Origin of the sequence: Nitrosomonas sp. Nm51 (assembly GCF_900111165.1) — a bacterium.
GTDB lineage: Bacteria > Pseudomonadota > Gammaproteobacteria > Burkholderiales > Nitrosomonadaceae > Nitrosomonas.
Genome location: NZ_FOGH01000014.1, coordinates 1 through 20,017 on the forward strand (window position 1 = coordinate 1; position 20,017 = coordinate 20,017).

Consider the following 20,017-nt stretch of genomic DNA (forward strand, 5'->3'; position numbering starts at 1 on the left):
TTCGTTTGGTAATGGATAATCTGAATACCCATACGGGGGCATCGTTATATAAAACCTTTGAACCTTCTGAGGCGCGTCGTATTTTAGACAAGCTGAAGTTTCACTATACGCCGAACATGGCAGCTGGTTGAATATGGCAGAGATTGAATTTAGTTTATTGTCCAGGCAGTGCATGAGTGATCGTATGGCGGACAGGCAATATTTGACTCAGGAAGTAGACGCATGGGTAAAGCAAAGAAACATGAAAAACAGTGAAATGAACTGGCGCTTTACGACGGAAGATGCCCGCATTAAATTAAAATATCTTTATCCGTCATTTTAAGGTGGACGATGTACTAGGGGGCTGGCACCTATTTTGGTCCTTTGCAGCGTTATCATTCGCTTATGTAGAGCGACTGCTCCACGCTCGCTTCGCCTTGCCGAGGCCCTAAATGGGTGCCAGCTTATAGAGGTTCGCTAGTTGAGTACAGCCCTTAAGCCAAGGCAAATTTTAATCGACTATTTTTGATGAATTGTGCCGACACGGCATGACCACCGGCTACAGGCTGTAGTACATATCGAATTCTACAGGATGGGTTGTTGTACGCAGCAACCTGACTTCTTCCATTTTAAGCTGAATATACGCATCAATCATATCGTGGGTAAATACACCGCCGCGAATAAGAAAATCACGATCCTGATCAAGATATGCCAGTGCTTCATCCAGTGCAGCACAGGTACTGGGTACTTTAGCCGCTTCCTCCGGTGGTAAATCATAGAGATTTTTGTCCATTGGATCGCCCGGATGAATTTTATTTTGAATACCATCCAGTCCAGCCATCATCAACGCAGTAAATGCCAGATACGGATTGGCAGTGGGGTCGGGAAAACGCACTTCAATTCGGCGGCCTTTGGGGCTGTTCGAGTGCGGTATGCGGATCGCCGCAGAGCGATTGCTGGCCGAATAGGCCATGTTGACGGGCGCCTCAAATCCGGCAATCAACCGCTTGTAGGAATTTGTTCCGGGGTTGGTAATAGCGTTAAGTGCTTTGGCATGCTTCAGAATTCCGCCGATATAAAATAATGCGGTTTCCGACAAGCCCGCGTAGCCGTTACCGGAAAACAGATTCTCGCCATCTTTCCAGATCGATTGATGTACATGCATACCGGAACCATTATCGCCCACGATCGGCTTGGGCATGAATGTTGCTGTCTTGCCATACGAATGCGCAACATTATGCACAACGTATTTGAGTATCTGATTCCAGTCCGCGCGTTTTACCAGACTGTTAAAGCGCGTGCCAATTTCGCACTGGCCTGCAGTTGCAACCTCATGATGGTGTACTTCTACCGGGATGCCGAGCTGCTCCAGTGTCATGCACATCGTCGAACGTATATTCTGCAGTGAGTCCACCGGAGGAACCGGAAAATATCCGCCCTTGATCGCGGGCCGGTGACCGATGTTGCCGCTATCGTATTTGATTACAGAACTCCATGCCGCTTCCTCGGATTCGATTTTAACCGAACAACCGGACATATCGGTATGCCAGTACACGGAATCAAAAATAAAAAATTCCGGTTCGGGCCCAAAAAAGGCAATATCACCAATACCGGTTGACTTGAGATAAATTTCGCCACGTTTTGCCAGCGAGCGGGGATCACGGCTGTAACCTTTGCCGTCGGCCGGTTCAACCACATCGCACGTCATTATCAGCGTGGTATCGTCCATAAACGGATCCATATTGGCTGTTTCGGGGTCCGGAACCAGAAGCATATCGGAGGCTTGTATGCTTTTCCATCCTGCAATCGATGAACCATCAAATGGATGACCATCTTCAAATTTATCTGCATCAAAACTATGGGATGGAATAGTGACATGTTGCTCTTTTCCATTGGTATCGGTAAAGCGCAAATCAACAAATTTAACTTTACTGTCTTGAATCAATTTCAAAACATCAGATACAGCCATTTTTCTCTCCAGACACGCGTGGTTATAAAATCAAATAATAAAATCATTGAACGGCATTATATCAAACCGGCTAATCAGTCCTTTGAAGCTGTTTAACGTACGGCAAGGATGTGCGGTATATTGAATGATATGTGTGAATATATTCTGAGATAATGCCATTATCTCATATTCATCCATAGCTTCGTTAATTCGATATTACACTGGAAAAAGAATGGTGCCTTTCACACAGCCAAAAAAAATCGGTCTGATCACGGGTGTTGGATTTTTAGTTTTTACCATCGTATCGCCGGCACCGGCAGCAATGTCGGAAGCGGCATGGCGCACTACTGGCGTGACCTTGTTACTGGCCATTTGGTGGGCCACCGAAGTTTTGCCAATACCGATAACTTCATTGTTGCCGATTCTTCTGTTCCCTGCACTGGGGATCATGTCTATTGAAGACAGTACCGCACCCTATGCAGCGCCGGCAATTTTTCTGTTGATGGGCGGTTTTATTATTGCAACAGGTCTGGCCAAGTGGAATTTGCATCGCCGCATCGCTTTGAATATTCTAATTCGTGTTGGTGACAGTCCGGCAGCGCTTATTGCCGGTTTTATGGGCGCCACTGCGCTATTGTCGATGTGGGTCAGCAATACAGCCAGTACATTAATGATGATACCGATCGCTTTATCGCTTGCCGGAGAAATGGTCAGGGACAAAATCGGGCAACATCATAAATTTATTCTTTGTCTGATTTTAGGTATAGCCTATTCCGCCAGTATCGGTGGATTGGGCACCATCATTGGCACCCCGCCCAATTTGTTTGTGGTCAGCTTTATGAAGCAGAATTACGCCATCGATATCAGTTTTGTTGACTGGATGTTATTCGGCATACCCGTTGTTATTATCATGACAACCGCGGCCTGGTGGGTATTGACTAAATGGGCCTTTGTTTTCGATCTGCAGGGTGAGCGCATTCCAGTGTCCGCTGTCAGTAACGCGCTAGAAAAGCTCGGCAAGCTGAGCCGGCCAGAGAAGCGTCTTACTTATGTTTTTGTGCTTGTCGCTTCAGCATGGATACTGCGTGTGCCGGTACAGGAACACTTTGAAATTATGCTGTGGCTGAACGATGCCATGATAGCGGTCGGTGGCGCGGTACTTTTATTCATTATTCCTTCCGGCCAGACAACTTTGTCGGCTCGAGAAAAACCAACAGCGCTTATGGACTGGGAAAATGCCAGTCAAATACCCTGGGGCGTGCTGCTATTATTTGGCGGTGGTTTAAGCCTCGCCGCAGCCATCAAGAATACCGGTCTTGCCGTCTGGATCGGCGATGGCTTGTCCGGGTTGCCGCATCTGGATCTGATACTAATGATGCTGATACTGGTAACACTGGTAATTTTTTTAACCGAACTGACCAGCAATACCGCTACAACCGCTACTTTGTTACCGATACTGGGGGTGTTGGCCGTATCCAGCGGTATCGATCCCATGCTGTTGTTTGCACCTACAGCGATGGCCGCGAGTTGCGCTTTTATGTTGCCGGTCGCGACTGCACCGAACGCAGTCGTGTATTCAACAGGTCAGGTTACAATTTCGCAAATGGCCCGGGCAGGTTTTAAACTCAACCTTACCGCAATTCTTGTAGTAACAGGATTGTCCTATGCATTGATTCCGTGGGTATTTGGATAACTTCCTTAAAACCATATAAGAATGGCGCGTTTGGAATCCAGAGCACACAGGTTATAAATCACACTAATTCATGTCGCATGCACTGAACATTCTGAAAGAAATTTTTGGATATCCGGCATTTCGGGGGCAGCAAGCGGATGTCATTACGCATCTTGCCAGTGGAAAAGACTGCCTGGTTTTGATGCCGACCGGCGGGGGCAAGTCGCTTTGCTATCAAATACCCGCATTAATGCGTAACGGTGTTGCAATTGTCGTTTCTCCCTTGATATCGCTGATGCAAAATCAGGTCGCAGCGCTCAACGAGGTTGGCGTCGATGCCGCCGTGCTGAATTCAGCGCTTCCGGCAGAAGAAGCACAGGCCGTCGAACAAAAGCTGCTGGCGTGTGATTACGATTTGCTTTATGTTGCGCCGGAACGCCTGCTGACCAGACGTTTTCTTGATCTGATCGCAAGAATTCCGCTGGCTTTATTCGCGATTGATGAAGCCCATTGTGTCTCGCAATGGGGGCACGATTTTCGTCCCGAATACCGCCAGCTAAACGTTCTTCACACACGTTTTCCTAACGTGCCGCGAATTGCCTTGACAGCTACGGCCGATGCCGTTACGCGTGAGGAAATTATCGAACGGTTGGTTTTGTATGATGCCAAAATTTTTCTGTCCAGCTTTGACCGGCCCAATATCCACTATCGGATAGTTGACAAAATAAACAGCAAGCAACAGCTGTTATCATTTATACAAACCGAGCATTTACATGATGCGGGCATTGTATATTGCCTGTCACGAAAAAAAACAGAGGATACCGCCGCATGGTTAAACGTACACGGTATTACTGCGCTGCCCTATCATGCAGGAATGCGCCCGCATCAACGCGCGCTGAATCAAGAGAAGTTTTTGCGTGAGGAAAACATTGTCATAGTTGCAACTGTCGCTTTTGGTATGGGTATTGATAAACCGGATGTCCGTTTTGTTGCGCACTTGGATATGCCCAGAAGCATTGAAGGCTATTACCAGGAGACGGGGCGGGCCGGCCGGGATGGGCAAAAAGCCAGCGCTTGGATGGTCTATGGCCTGAATGATGTGATACAACAACGCCGTATGATCGAAGAATCTGAAGCGCAAGCCCAGTTCAAGCAGACCGCAACCAAAAAACTGGAAGCCATGCTGGCGTTATGTGAAACAATAACCTGCCGCCGCGCTCATTTACTGGATTATTTTGGTGAATCAGCTACATTCACCAGCTGTGGTAATTGTGACATTTGTTTGAATCCCCCCGATTCCTGGGACGCCACTATTGCAGTGCAAAAAGCATTATCCTGCGTTTACCGTACCGGACAGCAGTTTGGTGCAGGTCATTTAATCGATGTTCTGCGCGGCAATCATACAATACGCGTCATGCAGCGGAAGCACGATCATATTAGTACATTTGGAATAGGGCAGGATCTACCGGCCAAAACCTGGCGTGCAATTTTTAGGCAGCTGATAGCGCTGGGCCTGTTAACAACGGACAGCGATGGTTATGGCGCTCTGTGCCTGACACGGGCTAGCCGCACCGTATTAAAGGGACAACAAAAAGTCTTTTTGCGTCGGCAATCTGAACACAAAAAACTCACACTCAAACAACAGCCTGTCAATGATTTTTCAATCCTTGATCAAGGCGCCCAACGGCTTTTGGATCAGCTACGCAACTGGCGTGCGAAAACAGCCCGGGAACATGGAGTGCCTGCCTATGTCATTTTCCATGATGCGACTTTAAAGGAATTGGTGCGTTTGAGTCCGCAAACCAAGGATGAATTGTTGCGTGTCACCGGTATCGGTACGCATAAACTGGATAAATACGGCGATCATCTAATTGAAATTTTGCGTAATTAATGTGTAATGCTTCAACATGTCTGAGGCTGGTTGTATAGGTAGTTTTTCTCCTAACGATCATAGACAAGCCGGTTTTATTTGCCAAGCTAACCGAGAACCGAGACATGCAGATATGGCTTGTATTGGTTTGTTATAGGCTAAAAAACAACAATTATGTTGCGCAAAAGCAACATTTGGTTTGTTTTCTGCAAAAAAAAGATTCGTTTTTCTTGCAGGAATGCAATGTGTTGTGCAAAATCCATCCATACCTTCCCGGATTGGGAGGTCAAAAGAAAAGCGGGGTGCATTCCACCGGAACAAAGTTGGGTTTATTGTTGACCCCCAGTCGTTTTAACATTAAAGGAGAACTTCCCTATGAAGAAGAAGCTTATTTCGTTAGCAGTTGCCGGTGCGCTTGCAACACCAATGGTTGCATCAGCACAAGGAACCAATGTAACCATGTTCGGTAGTGTCCAGGCGGAATATTCTACTATTGATTTCGATGGTATGACCAGTCAAGCCCAGATTGGCGATGAGGCAGGCCGTTCAAGATGGGGTGTGCATGTTGTTGAACAGCTCGGTGGTGGACTGAAGGCAAAAGCCCATTTGGAATTCGGTTTCAATACCGGCAATGGTGATATAGGCATTGCCCGTGAACGCTGGGTAGCATTGGCTAATGACGCTTGGGGTGAAGTTAAATTCGGCCGCGTTCAGTCTCCATTCAAGGACTTTGCTGGCGGTCAAACGATTGATCCATTCGCGTACACAACGCTCCAGGCAGCGGGTAGCGGTGGCACCATGACTGCATCAGCAAATGGTATGGGATCAGGCGCCCAGGGATTTGTAAACAGCGCCGCCCGTTATGATTCTCCAACTGTAGAAGGCTTTTCATTTGCAGCGCTGTTGATGCCGGGTGACTCCAATAACCTCGATCCTATACTGGGTGGCGGCATCTCAAATTCAAGCAACTTTACTCCCAACAGCACAAGCGGTGGCGAAGATGGCGAATGGGATTTCCAGATCGCCGGTAAATATGAAGCGAATATAGCCGATCATAACTTTGGCGTATTCGGCGGTTACTCAAGGGATAATATCAGTACAAACCAGCGCGCATTTCAGGGTATCGGCGCGGATGACGAAGAAGTCTGGCGTGGCGGTGCTACCTGGAGCTTCATGGGTTTCCGTCTGAGCGGCCAGTATGAAAACATCAATAACGCCAGCATCAACGGTGCGGCTTCTTGTACTACCGCAGCGGCATTGGGCGGTACAGCATTGAGCGGCGCGAATAGTGGCGGACGCGGACAATGTAACTCAGCCATGAACGTGAATGGTGACGGGCATCTCTGGTTTGTGGGTGGCGAGTATGAAATAGGCAATACCCGCCTGCTGGCACAAGGGGGTATGGGTGAAGCCGATGCGACAACACAGGGTGCGAAACGTGAAATCAGTACCTTTACAGTAGGTGCAATCCACAATCTGAGCAAACGTTCAAGCCTTTTCGGTGGTTACCAGCGTAACATGATCGATAATGATAGCAGTACGCTTGCGCAAAACATATTTAAAGACAGCAACGTGTATACTGTGGGTTTGCGCCACAACTTCTAAGATCAATCGGTCGCAACAAAAAAGGCACCTTAGGGTGCCTTTTTTGTTTGCTGGCAGAATAGTTCTGATCTCTGATGACAATTAGCGTTACGAAATCTTGGGAAGTCCTTATAGAGGTCCTTATAGAGGATTCTAGGTTTAATTGTAAGAAATCTCAGGCTTAGTCTGAACACAGCAAACCATGATCAAAACATTGGATAAAAGCCAGAACCGGATTGCTGCGATTGACTGGATGCGTGGTATCGTCATGATATTGATGGCGCTGGATCATGCGTCCGGTTTTTTTAACGAAGGGCGGCTGTTTACTGATTCGGTTTTGTTGTATGAAAACGGTGATAGTCTGGCAACCGGTCAGTTTTTGACCCGCTGGATCACGCATGTCTGCGCGCCGACGTTTATTTTTTTAACGGGCACCTCCATAGCCGTCAGTCATGCGCAGCGTCTGCAGCAGGGAATGACGCAAATCGAAATTGACCGGGAATTACGGATTCGTGGTGCTTTTATAGCATTGCTCGATATTTGCGTTTTTTCGCTGGCCTCGGGAAAACCTGTGCTGCAGGTTTTATATGCGATTGGCGTCAGCATGATGTTAATGGTGTGGATCAGCCGGATGCGTGTATGGATTATTTTGTTTCTGGCGCTGGTTATTCTGGCGGGTAACGAGTGGTTGTTAACAGCACTCTGGAAACCCGGCGGCGATGTTCCGCTGTGGCTGGCGCTGACATTTGCGCCGGTTTTTACCGGTGCTTATTCCGTTTTGTATCCCGTAATGCCGTGGCTGGCGATGATGATGCTGGGCTGGGTATTTGGTAAATGGCTGCTATCGGCGCCGAATGATCTATTGCTTGTCAGGCGTATGTTATTGGTCTGTGGCTGCATTGCGTTAGCGTTTTTTGTCGTGATTCGTATTCTTGACGGTTACGGCAATATGTATATGCAGCTAGAAGGTAACTCCATTGTGCAGTGGCTGCATGTCAGTAAATATCCGCCCAGCCTGGCCTATACCTTGCTGGAATTGGGGCTAATGGCTATTATACTCGCCGTTTTAATATGGCTTGAATCCATTACTGGTGTGCGACGAAACGGTCTCGTACTGGTGTTCGGGCAGACAGCGTTGTTCTTCTATCTCGCACATTTTGCCACATTGGCAATACTGAGGCTTGCGTTCGAACGCGGCGGTCTTGAAACGACTTATCTGATGACGGTCCTGGCTTTGCTGATGCTTTATCCCATTTGCCGGGTTTTTCGTCATATCAAGTGGCAAAACCCGCAAAGTATATTGCGTTTTATGTGATTCCGGGTTTAGACTGTTGATGACTGATCGCGTCTTATGAAACTAACATCATGACAATTAGAAAAATTTTGGTCGTCGACGATTCGCCCACAGAACGGCATCTGCTGTCCGGCATTTTAACCAAGCATGGTTATCAGGTAATCATAGCTGAAGATGGCGAACAAGCGATCTCCAGGGCAAGAGCGGAACAGCCTGATCTCGTGCTGATGGATGTGGTGATGCCGGGGATCAACGGTTTTCAGGTAACGCGTATGTTTATTAAGGATCAGTCGCTTGAGCATATTCCGGTTATCATCTGCAGCACAAAAGGGCAAGAAATTGACAAAATATGGGGGTTGCGTCAGGGAGCCAGGGATTATATCGCCAAACCTGTAGTCGCAGCGGAATTGTTGCAGAAAATTTCACGGTTGAATTAGATAACGTTATGACCACGGCAAAGAATCAACAAAATGAACACGGTGCGCAGAATACCGGTTCAACCGGCATGTCAGCGACGGTACTCGGCTTGTTGATAGGGGAAGCACGTTATCTGGTACCTATGAAAGAAATTGGCGAAGTGGTTCAGGTATCCGAAGTTGTGCCGGTGCCGTATACACAGCTCTGGTTTCTGGGCATTATCAATGCGCATGGCCATCTGTTCGGAATTACTGACCTAGGTGTGTATTTAAGCGGGAAGTTGGAATCGTTCGGCGCGAAATCCCGTATCCTGCTGCTAGCAAACAGCTACAAAATGAACTGCGGTTTTATGGTGCCGACTTTGCTTGGTATTCGCAGTTTGTCCGAATTTGAGCCGGAACAAATGAACAGCGGAGAACTGCGTAACGGTGTGACGCATATTTACCGGGATAAGGAAGGAAGGCAGTGGTTTGGACTTGACTTGGGTTCGCTTATCCGGGAAAAGCGGTTTCTGCAGATTGAGCGCTGAGCGTAGACTGCTGGTCGCGAATCAAACAGCGTAAGTGATTGGAATGTATATCGTTAACTATAATTGAATGTGTCGGTAGGTTTGTCATGTCTATTTCACAATCCAGTGCCCGCGATAAAGCCAAAATTCTGGCCGAGGCGCTGCCTTATATCCAGCGTTTTCACGGCAAAACCATTGTCATTAAATACGGCGGTAACGCCATGGCCGAAGAAAATCTCAAGCAAGGTTTTGCGCGCGATGTCGTGTTGCTGAAGCTGGTGGGTATGAATCCAGTGATTATTCACGGTGGCGGTCCGCAAATCGATCTGATGCTCAAGCGCGTGGGCAAGCAGGGCGAGTTTATTCAGGGCATGCGTGTTACCGATGCGGAAACCATGGATGTGGTTGAAATGGTGCTGGGCGGATCGGTCAATAAGAATATTGTCAACCTGATCAACCGCCATGGCGGCAAGGCCGTTGGCCTGACAGGTAAAGATGGTGCTTTTATCCGCGCCAAGAAATTACTTATTAAAGACCGCGAAAAAATCGGCGAGTGGATCAGTATCGGCCAGGTTGGTGAAATTGAATCTGTCGATCCATCATTAATCGCCCTTCTCGACAGCCAGCACTTTATTCCGGTGATTGCGCCGATCGGTGTCGGTGAAAACGGCGAGTCGTATAATATCAACGCCGATCTGGTTGCGGGCAAGCTGGCTGAAATCCTGCGTGCCGAGAAACTGATCCTGTTGACCAACACCCCTGGCGTAATGGATAAAGACGGGCAACTGCTGACTGGCCTGTCAGCGCAGCACGTCGACGAATTGTTTGCCGACGGCACCATTTCCGGCGGCATGCTGCCAAAAATCGGTTCTGCACTGGACGCGGTCAAGAAAGGTGTCAAGTCGTGTCATATTATCGACGGACGCGTGGAACATGCGTTGCTGCTGGAAATTCTGACCGATCAGGGCGTCGGTACTCTGATCCGCAATCAGCAGTGAGTTATCCGTGTCTGTAAATCAGATGCAAGGTCAAACACGCCAGTTTCACGGCTTACCGGATAAGCGTTTTTCGATAGCTTTCAACATTCCGCGCAGAATATTGACTTCCTCCTTCTTCAACCGCGCGCGCGCACACAGCCGGCGAAGGCGCTGTACCAGCTTTTTGGGCTGTTGCGGATTCAGAAAACCGATCCGGATCATGACCTGTTCAAGATGCCGGTAGAACAGTTCGATCTCGTCCAGTGTTGCCGGTTCGGTCTGCCACGGTTTTGCGGGCCCGGCTTGCGCCAACGCCATGTGCAGTTCATACGCCATGACCTGTACCGCGCTGGCCAGGTTCAGCGATGCGTAATCCGGATTGGTTGGAATGACAATCTTCAGTGGGCATTTGCTGGCTTCGGCGGTTGTCAGTCCAGACGCTTCCGCCCCGAACACGACCGCGACCGGATGGTGCTGCGCATGTTTCAGTAAAATCTTTGCTCCGGCGCGCGCATCGAATGTCTCATGTTCGAATTCGCGCGACCTTGACGTTAATGCTGCCGCCAGCACTGTATTTTCCAATGCCTGATCGATACTTCCGCAGACTTTCGCGTGGCCGAGCAAGTCCCGTGCGCTGACCGCACGGGTATCGGCCTCCTGGTCCGGAAAAGACTGCGGATTGACCAGATATAGCGACTTTAGTCCCATGGTTTTCATCGCGCGTGCCGTTGCGCCAATATTGCCGGCATGACTGGTATGGCTGAGTACGATGCGAATGTTGTCCAAAGGGGATGTGTTCATCTTGCAGCCGATGATAAGTTAATGGCGGGGTAATATTCAAGCGGTATCCGCTTGGCGGCGCTGTTGGTCAGGCAACTGGCCTGAGTTTGAGTGAGAAAATTGTTTTATGGTAATCTTTACATTATTAACCGAAGTAAAGGTGGGGGTCAATATGCTAATTGATCGAGTTTTTGTTTTGGTGTTATTCCTTCGATGGTTCTGTAAGCCCGCTCATGATTATAAATCCACAGCCACTTTGCTGTATATCCATCAACTTCGGTAATTTGCTCAAATTGTATGATTTCTTCGGCACATGTTTCCATTGCCAGTGAAATTGAAATCACTTCCTGGCTTGCGTCGGTAGCTGCACGGTTCTCATCCAGCGATCAGGCGCTGTTAAAAAAGGCACTGGAATACGTTTTGCAGCGCTATGGCGGACAGTGCCTGTCATCGGGCGAGACGGTCATGCGGCATACGCTTGGAACGGCATCGATACTCGCCGCATTGAAAGTGGATATAGACACGTTGGTGGCAGGGATTTTGCATGCCATACCGGATTATCCGGATGACTATGTAAACCAACTGCAAAGCGATTTTAATCTAACGGTCGGGCATTTGGTGAAAGGTATGGCGCGCGTAGGGCGCATAGGGCATATTAAGGCTCTGGGCTTCAGAAATGACGCTTCCAGACATGTAACACAAGTTGAAGCGTTGCGTAAAATGCTGCTGGCAATGGCGGAGGATATCCGTGTGGTTATTATAACGCTTGCAAGCCGTGTACAGACCATGCGCTATGTTGTTTCAATTGACATCTCTGAACGTTTGGATATTGCATTGGAAACAATGGATATCTTTGCGCCATTGGCCAACCGGTTAGGTTTATGGCAAGTTAAATGGGAGCTGGAGGATTTGTCTTTTCGCATTATCGATCTGGCGCAATATAAAAAAATCGCCCGCTTGCTGGAGGAAACGCGCGTCAGCCGGGAACAGTATATAGACTCAATCGTTGCGAAATTGCAAAGCGTGCTGCTGCAGGCCGGTATCCGTGCAACAGTAAACGGCCGCCCCAAGCATATTTACAGTATCCATAAGAAGATGCAGCGCAAGAATCTGGATTTTGGCCAGATTTATGATGCGCGTGCGGTACGGATCCTGGTGGGCGATGTGCCAGATTGTTATGCAGCGTTGGGGGTCGTACACAGTTTGTGGACGCCCGTTCCGAAAGAATTTGATGATTACATCGCCAGACCTAAAAGCAATGGTTACCGCTCATTGCATACCGCCGTTGCCGGTCTGGAAGACAAGGTAGTGGAAATTCAGATCCGCACGCATGAAATGCATCGTTTTTCCGAACTGGGTGTTGCCGCGCACTGGCGCTACAAGGAAGGATCAACGCGCGATGCGCGCTACGAAGAGAAAATCGCCTGGTTACGACAGATTCTGGAATGGAAAGATGATGTTTCGGACGGCGGCGAACTGGCTGACCATTTTAAAACCGCGTTATTTGAGGATTCAGTGTATGTACTGACCCCGCAGGGTAATGTGATCGCTTTACCGAAGGGCGCCACGCCGCTGGATTTTGCTTATCATGTGCATACCGACCTGGGGCACCGCTGCCGTGGCGCCAAAGTCGATGGAATTATGGTTGCGCTGAATTACCAATTGCAAAACGCGCAGAAAGTGGAAATCCTGCCGGCCAAATCGGGCGGTCCGAGCCGTGACTGGTTGAATGATGCACCGGGCTATCTGAAAAGCGCACGTGCGCGAACCAAGGTCCGGCAGTGGTTTAATCATCAGGCATTCAAAACAACACTGGCGCAAGGCCGGGCAATGGTGGAGAAACTGTTACAACGCCATGGTGTAACGGCAATAAGCCTGGACAAGCTTGCTGCGAAATTTGATTTTTTACGCCCGAATGGTTTTTTCATGGCTGTCGCCAAGGGCGAGATCAGTCAGCGTCAGCTGGAGACGGAACTAACCGGTCGAGAACCGTCCGCAATAACACAACCGGATACATTGATAGACAAAAAAGCGTTGATACGTCCGGTTTCACAGCAGTCAAGTGGTGATATTCTGATCAACGGTGTCAGCGGAATGCTGTCTGTATTGGCCAAGTGCTGTAAACCCGTTCCGCCCGATCCAATCATCGGCTTTGTAACCCGGCACGGACGCGGCATTTCTATTCATCGTCATGATTGCCTGAATATGCCACAATTATTGCGTAAAAATGCTGACCGAAAGGTTGCGGCGGAATGGGGGGCAACATATGACAAGGTTTTTCCGGTAGATGTGGAAATCAGGGCGCAAGATAGGCAATGGTTGCTGCGTGATATTTCGGAAATTTTGTCGCGCGAGACTGTGAATGCAATCGCGATGAATACCCAAACCCGCCGCGGTATGACAAATATACAGTTAACGCTTGAAGTCAAAGAAATGAAACAACTGAGCCGGGTGTTGTCGTCGCTGAAGAAACTCTCCGGTGTGACGGTGACAAGGCGGAAAAACCAGTGAATCAAGAAATCAACACGTGTATCTGGCTATGACGGTATTGAAAACATATCAATCATGATAGAGCTGATATTGCAGAGCCGGAGCTGCAATCACTAAGGAGCCGCGAATAAATAAGTGTGCCAATTGGGCGCGTCTGGCGGGATGCAATGCAATGCAAGGCGGGAGGATGAGTCATAGCCAAAAGGCTATGGCGACGGCGAACAACGCCGCAGTGTGCCCGCCGGATGCGATCCAGGTGTTGCAGTTATTTATGAACGACTCCTAAAGATTGCAGTATTCAATATGCGGCCTGGTTTCTCCTGCGGCGCGGTGAAGTAGTAACGAGAAACGCCGGACTGATTGCATAATAAACGGGTTACCTAACGCTCCCACCGGGGCTTTAAATTAGTCACAATCAGCCATGTTTTATTGCTTTGTATCGGTATCCATACTGTCTTGATATTGTTGGAAATGTTCGTCACTGCAAAAAAAACGTCCATGGAATCGGATGGCTTCTTCTTTAGGAATCAATATCTTGCATTGATGACATTCGACTATATCGCCTTCCGTCGCCAGCGGGCCGATTTCGACAGGAGAGTCATTTTGATTGCGTTTCGCCATATTTTCCTCTTTTTGAGGTGGCTCGGCGTCACGTGGTTCGTTTGACCAATTTGCTTGCTGATAGTCCGTTTTCGGAGAATATTCTTCTTCAATTTTGACATCCTCGCCCAGGAATATATTTTTATAACTGACATAAATCGAGGCAAAAATGGTTGGAATCAGTATTACCAGACCGACGCCATAGGGCATCAGTGCAATGATGGAGAAAATAATCAACAATACGCCGTACAATTGAAACGGGATGATGTTTTTTAAACAGGCGAAAAAGCTTTTTTTCATTGCCGGAATGGGCTGAAAATTATGAAAAACGACCAGCAACGGTGAAAACCAGGCCGCCATCATCAAAGGTATTGATAGCAATAAGGCAACCAGTGACGCTGTCAGCATATTGTCCATGACGGTGATCAGTTCGTTTTCATCGACTCTTTTTCCGTACAACAGCATATCTGTCATCTGGCTGCCGCCAATCATCATGACTAGACCGAGAATCAGGACCTGGCCGATCAGATAAATTCCACCGACAGTCACCAGCGAGGCAACATTGGTTTTAAAAGCAATAAACAGATGAACAATTTCGAGCTGTTTGCCTTGCTCTTGTTCTCGGCATCCAATCATAATCCCGGCCAGGAAGACCGGTGAAACCAGAGTAAAAACAAATTGTCCGAGTATGGGTATCAGCGCCAGCGTCATGGCAATTAATAGCAACGTGAAGCATACCAGCACCCAGATCATTGGCGCTTTACGGAACATATGAAAGCCATTGGCGATCCAATGCCATCCGTATCTGGCGCTAAGTTGATGAATTTCCATTGTGTGTCTCCAGTATTAAGTTCGATAGATGTCGGTTTTAAGCACGAATACTATGGGAAAATCCCCGGATAGCCGGTTTTTTAAATCCAGAGTTGCTCGAGCCGCGTCTGATAGGTTACATGATTCTGCAGCAGCATTTTAAAGTCGTCAGGGTCTTTTGCATGTGTCAGCTCCCCGGGACGGGGCAGATGAAAATCATACAATCTTGATATCCAGAAACGCAGTGCGCCCGCACGCAGCATCGCGGGCCATAATTGATGTTCTAGCGCCGATAATGGCCGTATGCTGTGATAGGCCTCAAGCAGTGCCAGGGTATGCGTCTCATCCAGTATTCTGTTTTCAGTATTGCACCAATCATTCACGGCGATGGCCAGATCGTATAATAAACTATCGTTACAGGCGAAGTAAAAATCGATAACGCCACCAATATGGTGATTGGTAAATAAAATATTGTCACGAAAAAGATCCGCATGAATGACGCCGCTTGGCAAGTGCTGAAACTGATGAGCTAACTGAAAATTCAGCTCATTATCGAGCAATATCCGATCATCCGGACTTAGGTAGGGTTTGATTTCTGACGCTTTCGCCCGGCACCATTTCAGTCCGCGCGGGTTTTCCATGTGCGCAGGGTAGGTCTGGCCACACAAGTGCATTTTTGCCAGCATTTTGCCAACTTGAATGCAGTGCACTCTTGCAGGGTTCTCCAGCGATGCGCCGGGCAAACAGGTAACGATAGTAGCCGGTTTTCCGCTCAGCTCACCAAACAGCCTGCCGTCCAGCATAGGTTCGGGGTCTGGACACGGGATCTGACGGTTGGACAGGTGTGCCATCAGATTCAGATAGTAGGGCAATTCAGCCACTGTTAATTTTTCGAACAGAGTGAGTACAAACCGCGCCTTGGTTGTAGTAACGAAAAAATTCGTATTTTCGATACCAGAAGAAATGCCCTGCAGGCTGATCAGGTCTCCCAGCGCATAGTTGTTCAGCCACTCAGCGAGTTGATTTTCTGTGACAGGTGTAAAAACAGACATGCGTTTGCAACTGGGATATCAATGAGTTGGAGTTTTAGGTCGCTTGCTTAAGTGCAAATAGGTGAATCACAGCTAGCCGTTATATTTCACAGGTTTTAGAATTCCAAAATACGCCACATGGGTACGCTGACATTGCTGCCAGGCTCGCCAGGATGTGCATTCAGACGGCCGCGGTTGCGTACCAGATAATAGGGAAATCCCACACGGGGAATGACCTTGATCATATGCAGTTCGCCATTGATACGGTATTCTTCAATGGTGTCTTCTCCGCGTTTGATAATAGTAACCTGCGGTTCGAGGTCCGGGTCGATTTCCATGTCGGGCGGCAATGGTGGAGGCGGAGCCAGCTCAGGTAGATCTGAGTCTGACAATTCTGGCAATTCAGGCAGCGGAACCAGGTTGTCTGGTATATCGGATTGCGCTATCAGCGGCATGGCGCAGGATAGCGAAAAACAAAACAGTAAAATTGAAAATACTCGGTACATGGCGGTTCCGCTGATGTTTCAGGCTGTTCAGTTGTGTCGGTTTTTTTCTTTCGGACGCAAGTTGTATTCTACCTAAATTAGTATCTATTAGTTACTACAGATTCAACTGAATTTCACGTTCTTTGGCGTTCGGTTCGAAACCGCGTGATTCATAATGCTTAAAAATCGCATGCACGACGTTATCAGGTTCGTCAATTACTTGTATAAGGCCCATATCTTCAGGGGAGATAAATCCCTCACTAATTAATGTATGATGAAACCAATCGATCAGGCCTTGCCAGTAGGCCGAGCTGACCAGAATAATTGGCATTTTACGGGTTTTCCCGGTTTGTACCAGCGTCAAAGCTTCCATAAGTTCGTCAAGTGTACCAAATCCACCCGGCATAACAACGTAGGCTGTGGCAAGTTTGACAAACATATACTTGCGCGCAAAAAAGTGGCGGAATGACTGATTGATATCCTGATAGGCGTTGCGGCACTGCTCATTCGGTAATTGGATATTCAGACCGATACTCGGTGCCTGTCCAAAAAATGCACCTTTGTTGGCGGCTTCCATAATACCGGGTCCGCCGCCAGAGATAACTGAAAAACCGGCGTCTGAAAGGAGGCGGGTTATCCGTTCTGTCAGTTTGTAGTAAGGATGATCCTGTTTTGTACGGGCGCTGCCAAAAATACTTACCGCAGGCTGAATCGCATCAAGACGTTCCGTTGCTTCGACAAATTCTGCCATAATACCGAATAGGCGCCATGACTCTTTTGCAGACCAGGCTTTTTCAACAGATTGTGACATGGCAGGTTTATTTTGCAGGCTCATAGAATTTTCTAACTCAATGAAAACGTTATTGCTGGTTGATGCTTCATCGTATCTTTACCGGGCTTATCATGCACTGCCGGATTTGCGCAGTCATCACAATATGCCGACAGGTGCGATTCATGGTGTTCTCAATATGTTACGCCGTTTACATAAGGACTATCGTGCTGATTATAGCGCGTGTGTGTTTGATGCAAAAGGCAAAACTTTCCGCGACGATATTTATCCGCAATATAAAGCGCACCGCCCGTCAATGCCGGCAGATTTGGTAATGCAGATTGAGCCGCTGCATGCCTGTATTGAAGCAATGGGGTGGCCGATTCTGACTGTCGGCGGAGTTGAGGCTGACGATGTGATCGGGACGCTGGCAAAACAGGCGGAAGCCGCGGATATGCGCTGCATTATTTCTACCGGTGATAAAGACATTGCACAACTGGTGAACGCACACATTACACTGGTCAATACAATGAATAATGATGTACTCGACGAACAGCGGGTTTGTGAAAAATTCGGCGTTAGGCCTGCACAAATGCTGGATTATTTAATGCTTGTCGGTGACAGTACCGATAATATTCCCGGTGTGGAAAAAGTGGGACCAAAAACCGCCGTAAAGTGGCTGTCCAAGTATGGTTCTCTGGAGAATATTATTGCGCATGCGGATGACATCAAAGGCGTTGTGGGAGAAAATCTGCGTAAGGCCCTAGACTGGTTCGGCATTGCGCGAAAACTGGTTGAAATCAAGTGTGATGTCGATTTGCCGGTAGCCATTGCTGAGCTTTCACCAAAGCCGCAGGATACCAAACGGCTGGCTGCACTTTATGAAGAACTGAGTATGAAAACCGCATTGCAGGAACTGCAGCGGCAGGATGGTATGGATAATACGACTGAGCAGCAACAATCCGCTGCGGTTGCGTATCAAACCGTATTGACTGAAGCGGAACTAAAGGAATGGGTAAACAGACTGAATAACGCTGCGCTGGTATCCATCGATACAGAGACGACCAGCCTGAATCCGATGGAAGCGAAACTGGTTGGCATTTCATTGTCTGTGGAGAGCCTGCACGCTGCGTATCTTCCGCTCATGCATGATTATCTCGACGCGCCACAACAGCTGGAGATGACCTATGTTTTCGATCAGCTTAAGCCCTGGCTTGAGAATGGAAGTAAACCAAAGCTGGGTCAAAATCTGAAATACGATAAACATGTGTTTGCCAATCATGGCATTCGGTTAGCCGGTATTGAACATGACACGTTGCTGCAGTCGTATGTGCTGGAGTCGCATACACCCCACAATATGGACAGTATGGCGCAACGGCATCTGAACGTTAAAACAGTCAGCTATGATGAAGTGACCGGGAAAGGTGCGCAGCGTATTGCTTTTAATCAGGTATCGGTTGAGACGGCAACCGTCTACGCCGCTGAAGATGCGGATGTGACGTTGCGTCTTCATCAGTGCCTGTATCCCAAGATTCAGACTGATACCCGGCAGGATTATATTTACCGATATGTTGAAATCCCAGTGATGGAGATATTATTTGAAATGGAGCGCCGGGGCGTGTTGCTGGATCAGCAGCTTTTGCGGCAGCAAAGCGATGAATTGAATGAAAAACTGAACCGGCTGGAGCAGCAGGCATTTACGATAACCGGTCAACCGTTTAACCTTAATTCACCCAGACAGATTCAGGAAATTCTATTCGAGCAACTTAAATTGCCGGTAATAAAAAAAACGCCGAAAGGCGTTCCCTCTACAAATGAGGATGTGCTTCAGAAACTGGCCCTGGATTATCCGCTGCCCAAAATACTGCTTGATTACCGCACGCTCGCCAAGTTGAAATCGACGTATGCCGATAAATTGCCGCAGATGATTAATCCGAAAACAGGACGCGTGCATACCAATTATGCGCAGGCGGTAGCCGTTACCGGGCGTCTGGCAAGCTCGGATCCCAATTTACAGAATATTCCGGTACGCACTGCAGAAGGCCGCCGTATCCGTGAGGCGTTTATCGCGCCGCCCGGCAATCAGATTATTTCAGCGGATTATTCACAGATCGAATTGCGTATCATGGCGCATATTTCCCAGGATCAGACATTGCTTAATGCATTTGCAGCTGGTGAAGACATTCATCGCGCCACAGCATCTGAAATTTTTGCGCTACCACCCGATGAAATTGACCCGGAACAACGCCGTTATGCCAAGGTGATTAACTTTGGCCTCATTTACGGCATGTCGGAATATGGTCTCGCCACGCAGCTGGGAATCGATCGCAGTGCGGCACGCATGTATATGGATCGGTATTTTTCACGATATCCGGGCGTCGCTGACTACATGCAGCGCACACGTGAACAAGCTAATGTCAATGGTTTTGTTGAAACGGTGCTTGGCCGCAGATTATGGCTGCCCGACATTCATAGCACACATGGGAATCGGCGGCAGGGTGCAGAGCGCGCGGCCATCAACGCGCCCATGCAGGGCACGGCCGCCGATATTATCAAACTGGCAATGATTGCTGTGCGCCAATGGTTGTCACAGACAAAATTGCAAAGTCAGTTGATAATGCAGGTGCATGACGAACTGGTTTTGGAGGTGCCTGATCATGAGGTTGAGACAGTCAAATCAGAGTTGCCGGGTTATATGTGCCATGTCATTGATCTTGATGTGCCGTTGCTGGTGGAGGTGGGTGCCGGAAAAAACTGGGAACAGGCGCATTAACAACTGCTGATTGATTTTTGGGATTACCCG

At 48.3% G+C, this 20,017-nt stretch carries 15 protein-coding genes and 1 pseudogene; 10 read left to right on the plus strand and 6 right to left on the minus strand.

Annotated features, from left to right (window positions below):
- A pseudogene (locus BMY60_RS16205) lies at positions 1-322 on the plus strand (transposase); the annotation flags it as partial.
- A gap of 216 nt (positions 323-538) precedes the next feature.
- Here BMY60_RS16205 and glnA read toward each other — a convergent pair.
- Positions 539-1,948, minus strand: coding sequence for a type I glutamate--ammonia ligase (glnA, locus tag BMY60_RS06825; protein ID WP_090332400.1), 1,410 nt, complete (start codon positions 1,946-1,948; stop codon positions 539-541).
- Between the two features lie 211 nt (positions 1,949-2,159).
- On the opposite strand from glnA, the gene BMY60_RS06830 reads away from it, so the two are divergent.
- The 7 genes from BMY60_RS06830 to argB all read left to right on the plus strand — a co-directional run bounded on the left by BMY60_RS06830 (position 2,160) and on the right by argB (position 10,270).
- On the plus strand, positions 2,160-3,620 hold the full coding sequence (locus BMY60_RS06830; protein WP_090332402.1) for an SLC13 family permease: 1,461 nt from the start codon (positions 2,160-2,162) through the stop codon (positions 3,618-3,620).
- 70 nt (positions 3,621-3,690) lie between these two features.
- Positions 3,691-5,490: a DNA helicase RecQ gene (recQ, locus tag BMY60_RS06835; protein ID WP_090332403.1), complete on the plus strand. Its 1,800-nt coding sequence runs from the start codon at positions 3,691-3,693 to the stop codon at positions 5,488-5,490.
- 354 nt (positions 5,491-5,844) lie between these two features.
- Positions 5,845-7,074 (plus strand): porin, encoded by a 1,230-nt coding sequence (locus BMY60_RS06840; RefSeq protein ID WP_090332405.1) that lies wholly within the window; start codon positions 5,845-5,847, stop codon positions 7,072-7,074.
- A 181-nt stretch (positions 7,075-7,255) separates the two neighbouring features.
- Positions 7,256-8,368 (plus strand): acetyltransferase domain-containing protein, encoded by a 1,113-nt coding sequence (locus BMY60_RS06845; protein ID WP_090332407.1) that lies wholly within the window; start codon positions 7,256-7,258, stop codon positions 8,366-8,368.
- A 50-nt stretch (positions 8,369-8,418) separates the two neighbouring features.
- On the plus strand, positions 8,419-8,784 hold the full coding sequence (locus BMY60_RS06850) for a response regulator (RefSeq protein ID WP_090332408.1): 366 nt from the start codon (positions 8,419-8,421) through the stop codon (positions 8,782-8,784).
- An 8-nt stretch (positions 8,785-8,792) separates the two neighbouring features.
- Positions 8,793-9,293: a chemotaxis protein CheW gene (locus tag BMY60_RS06855; RefSeq protein ID WP_090332410.1), complete on the plus strand. Its 501-nt coding sequence runs from the start codon at positions 8,793-8,795 to the stop codon at positions 9,291-9,293.
- Positions 9,294-9,379: 86 nt separating this feature from the next.
- Positions 9,380-10,270 carry an acetylglutamate kinase gene (gene argB, locus BMY60_RS06860; RefSeq protein ID WP_090332412.1) on the plus strand — a complete coding sequence of 297 codons (891 nt, stop codon included), beginning with the start codon at positions 9,380-9,382 and terminating at the stop codon, positions 10,268-10,270.
- Between the two features lie 45 nt (positions 10,271-10,315).
- Here argB and BMY60_RS06865 read toward each other — a convergent pair whose 3' ends face one another.
- Positions 10,316-11,050: an RNA methyltransferase gene (locus BMY60_RS06865; protein ID WP_090332414.1), complete on the minus strand. Its 735-nt coding sequence runs from the start codon at positions 11,048-11,050 to the stop codon at positions 10,316-10,318.
- A 276-nt stretch (positions 11,051-11,326) separates the two neighbouring features.
- Here BMY60_RS06865 and BMY60_RS06870 point away from each other — a divergent pair, with 276 nt between their 5' ends.
- Positions 11,327-13,540 (plus strand): RelA/SpoT family protein, encoded by a 2,214-nt coding sequence (locus tag BMY60_RS06870; RefSeq protein ID WP_090332415.1) that lies wholly within the window; start codon positions 11,327-11,329, stop codon positions 13,538-13,540.
- Between the two features lie 405 nt (positions 13,541-13,945).
- On the opposite strand, the gene BMY60_RS06875 is transcribed toward BMY60_RS06870, so the two are convergent.
- The 4 genes from BMY60_RS06875 to BMY60_RS06890 form a co-directional block, all read right to left on the minus strand.
- Positions 13,946-14,950 carry a BPSS1780 family membrane protein gene (locus BMY60_RS06875; protein ID WP_090332417.1) on the minus strand — a complete coding sequence of 335 codons (1,005 nt, stop codon included), beginning with the start codon at positions 14,948-14,950 and terminating at the stop codon, positions 13,946-13,948.
- Between the two features lie 80 nt (positions 14,951-15,030).
- Complete coding sequence (locus BMY60_RS06880; RefSeq protein ID WP_090332419.1) at positions 15,031-15,981, minus strand: homoserine kinase; 951 nt, start codon at positions 15,979-15,981, stop codon at positions 15,031-15,033.
- 95 nt (positions 15,982-16,076) lie between these two features.
- On the minus strand, positions 16,077-16,466 hold the full coding sequence (locus BMY60_RS06885; protein WP_090332420.1) for a DUF2782 domain-containing protein: 390 nt from the start codon (positions 16,464-16,466) through the stop codon (positions 16,077-16,079).
- A gap of 94 nt (positions 16,467-16,560) precedes the next feature.
- Entirely contained in the window at positions 16,561-17,280 is a 720-nt protein-coding gene (locus BMY60_RS06890; protein ID WP_090332422.1) for an LOG family protein, read from the minus strand.
- A gap of 16 nt (positions 17,281-17,296) precedes the next feature.
- Between BMY60_RS06890 and polA the strand changes: the two genes are divergently transcribed.
- The gene (gene polA / locus BMY60_RS06895; protein WP_090332424.1) at positions 17,297-19,987 is read left to right on the plus strand and encodes a DNA polymerase I; all 2,691 of its coding nucleotides are present in this window, start codon (positions 17,297-17,299) and stop codon (positions 19,985-19,987) included.
- Positions 19,988-20,017 lie beyond the last annotated feature (30 nt).

Coding starts and splice junctions, on each gene's coding strand:
- BMY60_RS06850 (WP_090332408.1), top strand. CDS start 8,419: ATGACAATTAGAAAAATTTTGGTCGTCGACGATTCGCCCACAGAACGG.
- BMY60_RS06840 (WP_090332405.1), top strand. CDS start 5,845: ATGAAGAAGAAGCTTATTTCGTTAGCAGTTGCCGGTGCGCTTGCAACA.
- BMY60_RS06885 (WP_090332420.1), bottom strand. CDS start 16,466: ATGTACCGAGTATTTTCAATTTTACTGTTTTGTTTTTCGCTATCCTGC.
- BMY60_RS06855 (WP_090332410.1), top strand. CDS start 8,793: ATGACCACGGCAAAGAATCAACAAAATGAACACGGTGCGCAGAATACC.
- glnA (WP_090332400.1), bottom strand. CDS start 1,948: ATGGCTGTATCTGATGTTTTGAAATTGATTCAAGACAGTAAAGTTAAA.
- recQ (WP_090332403.1), top strand. CDS start 3,691: ATGTCGCATGCACTGAACATTCTGAAAGAAATTTTTGGATATCCGGCA.
- argB (WP_090332412.1), top strand. CDS start 9,380: ATGTCTATTTCACAATCCAGTGCCCGCGATAAAGCCAAAATTCTGGCC.
- BMY60_RS06870 (WP_090332415.1), top strand. CDS start 11,327: ATGATTTCTTCGGCACATGTTTCCATTGCCAGTGAAATTGAAATCACT.
- BMY60_RS06890 (WP_090332422.1), bottom strand. CDS start 17,280: ATGAGCCTGCAAAATAAACCTGCCATGTCACAATCTGTTGAAAAAGCC.
- BMY60_RS06875 (WP_090332417.1), bottom strand. CDS start 14,950: ATGGAAATTCATCAACTTAGCGCCAGATACGGATGGCATTGGATCGCC.
- polA (WP_090332424.1), top strand. CDS start 17,297: ATGAAAACGTTATTGCTGGTTGATGCTTCATCGTATCTTTACCGGGCT.
- BMY60_RS06880 (WP_090332419.1), bottom strand. CDS start 15,981: ATGTCTGTTTTTACACCTGTCACAGAAAATCAACTCGCTGAGTGGCTG.
- BMY60_RS06830 (WP_090332402.1), top strand. CDS start 2,160: ATGGTGCCTTTCACACAGCCAAAAAAAATCGGTCTGATCACGGGTGTT.
- BMY60_RS06865 (WP_090332414.1), bottom strand. CDS start 11,050: ATGAACACATCCCCTTTGGACAACATTCGCATCGTACTCAGCCATACC.
- BMY60_RS06845 (WP_090332407.1), top strand. CDS start 7,256: ATGATCAAAACATTGGATAAAAGCCAGAACCGGATTGCTGCGATTGAC.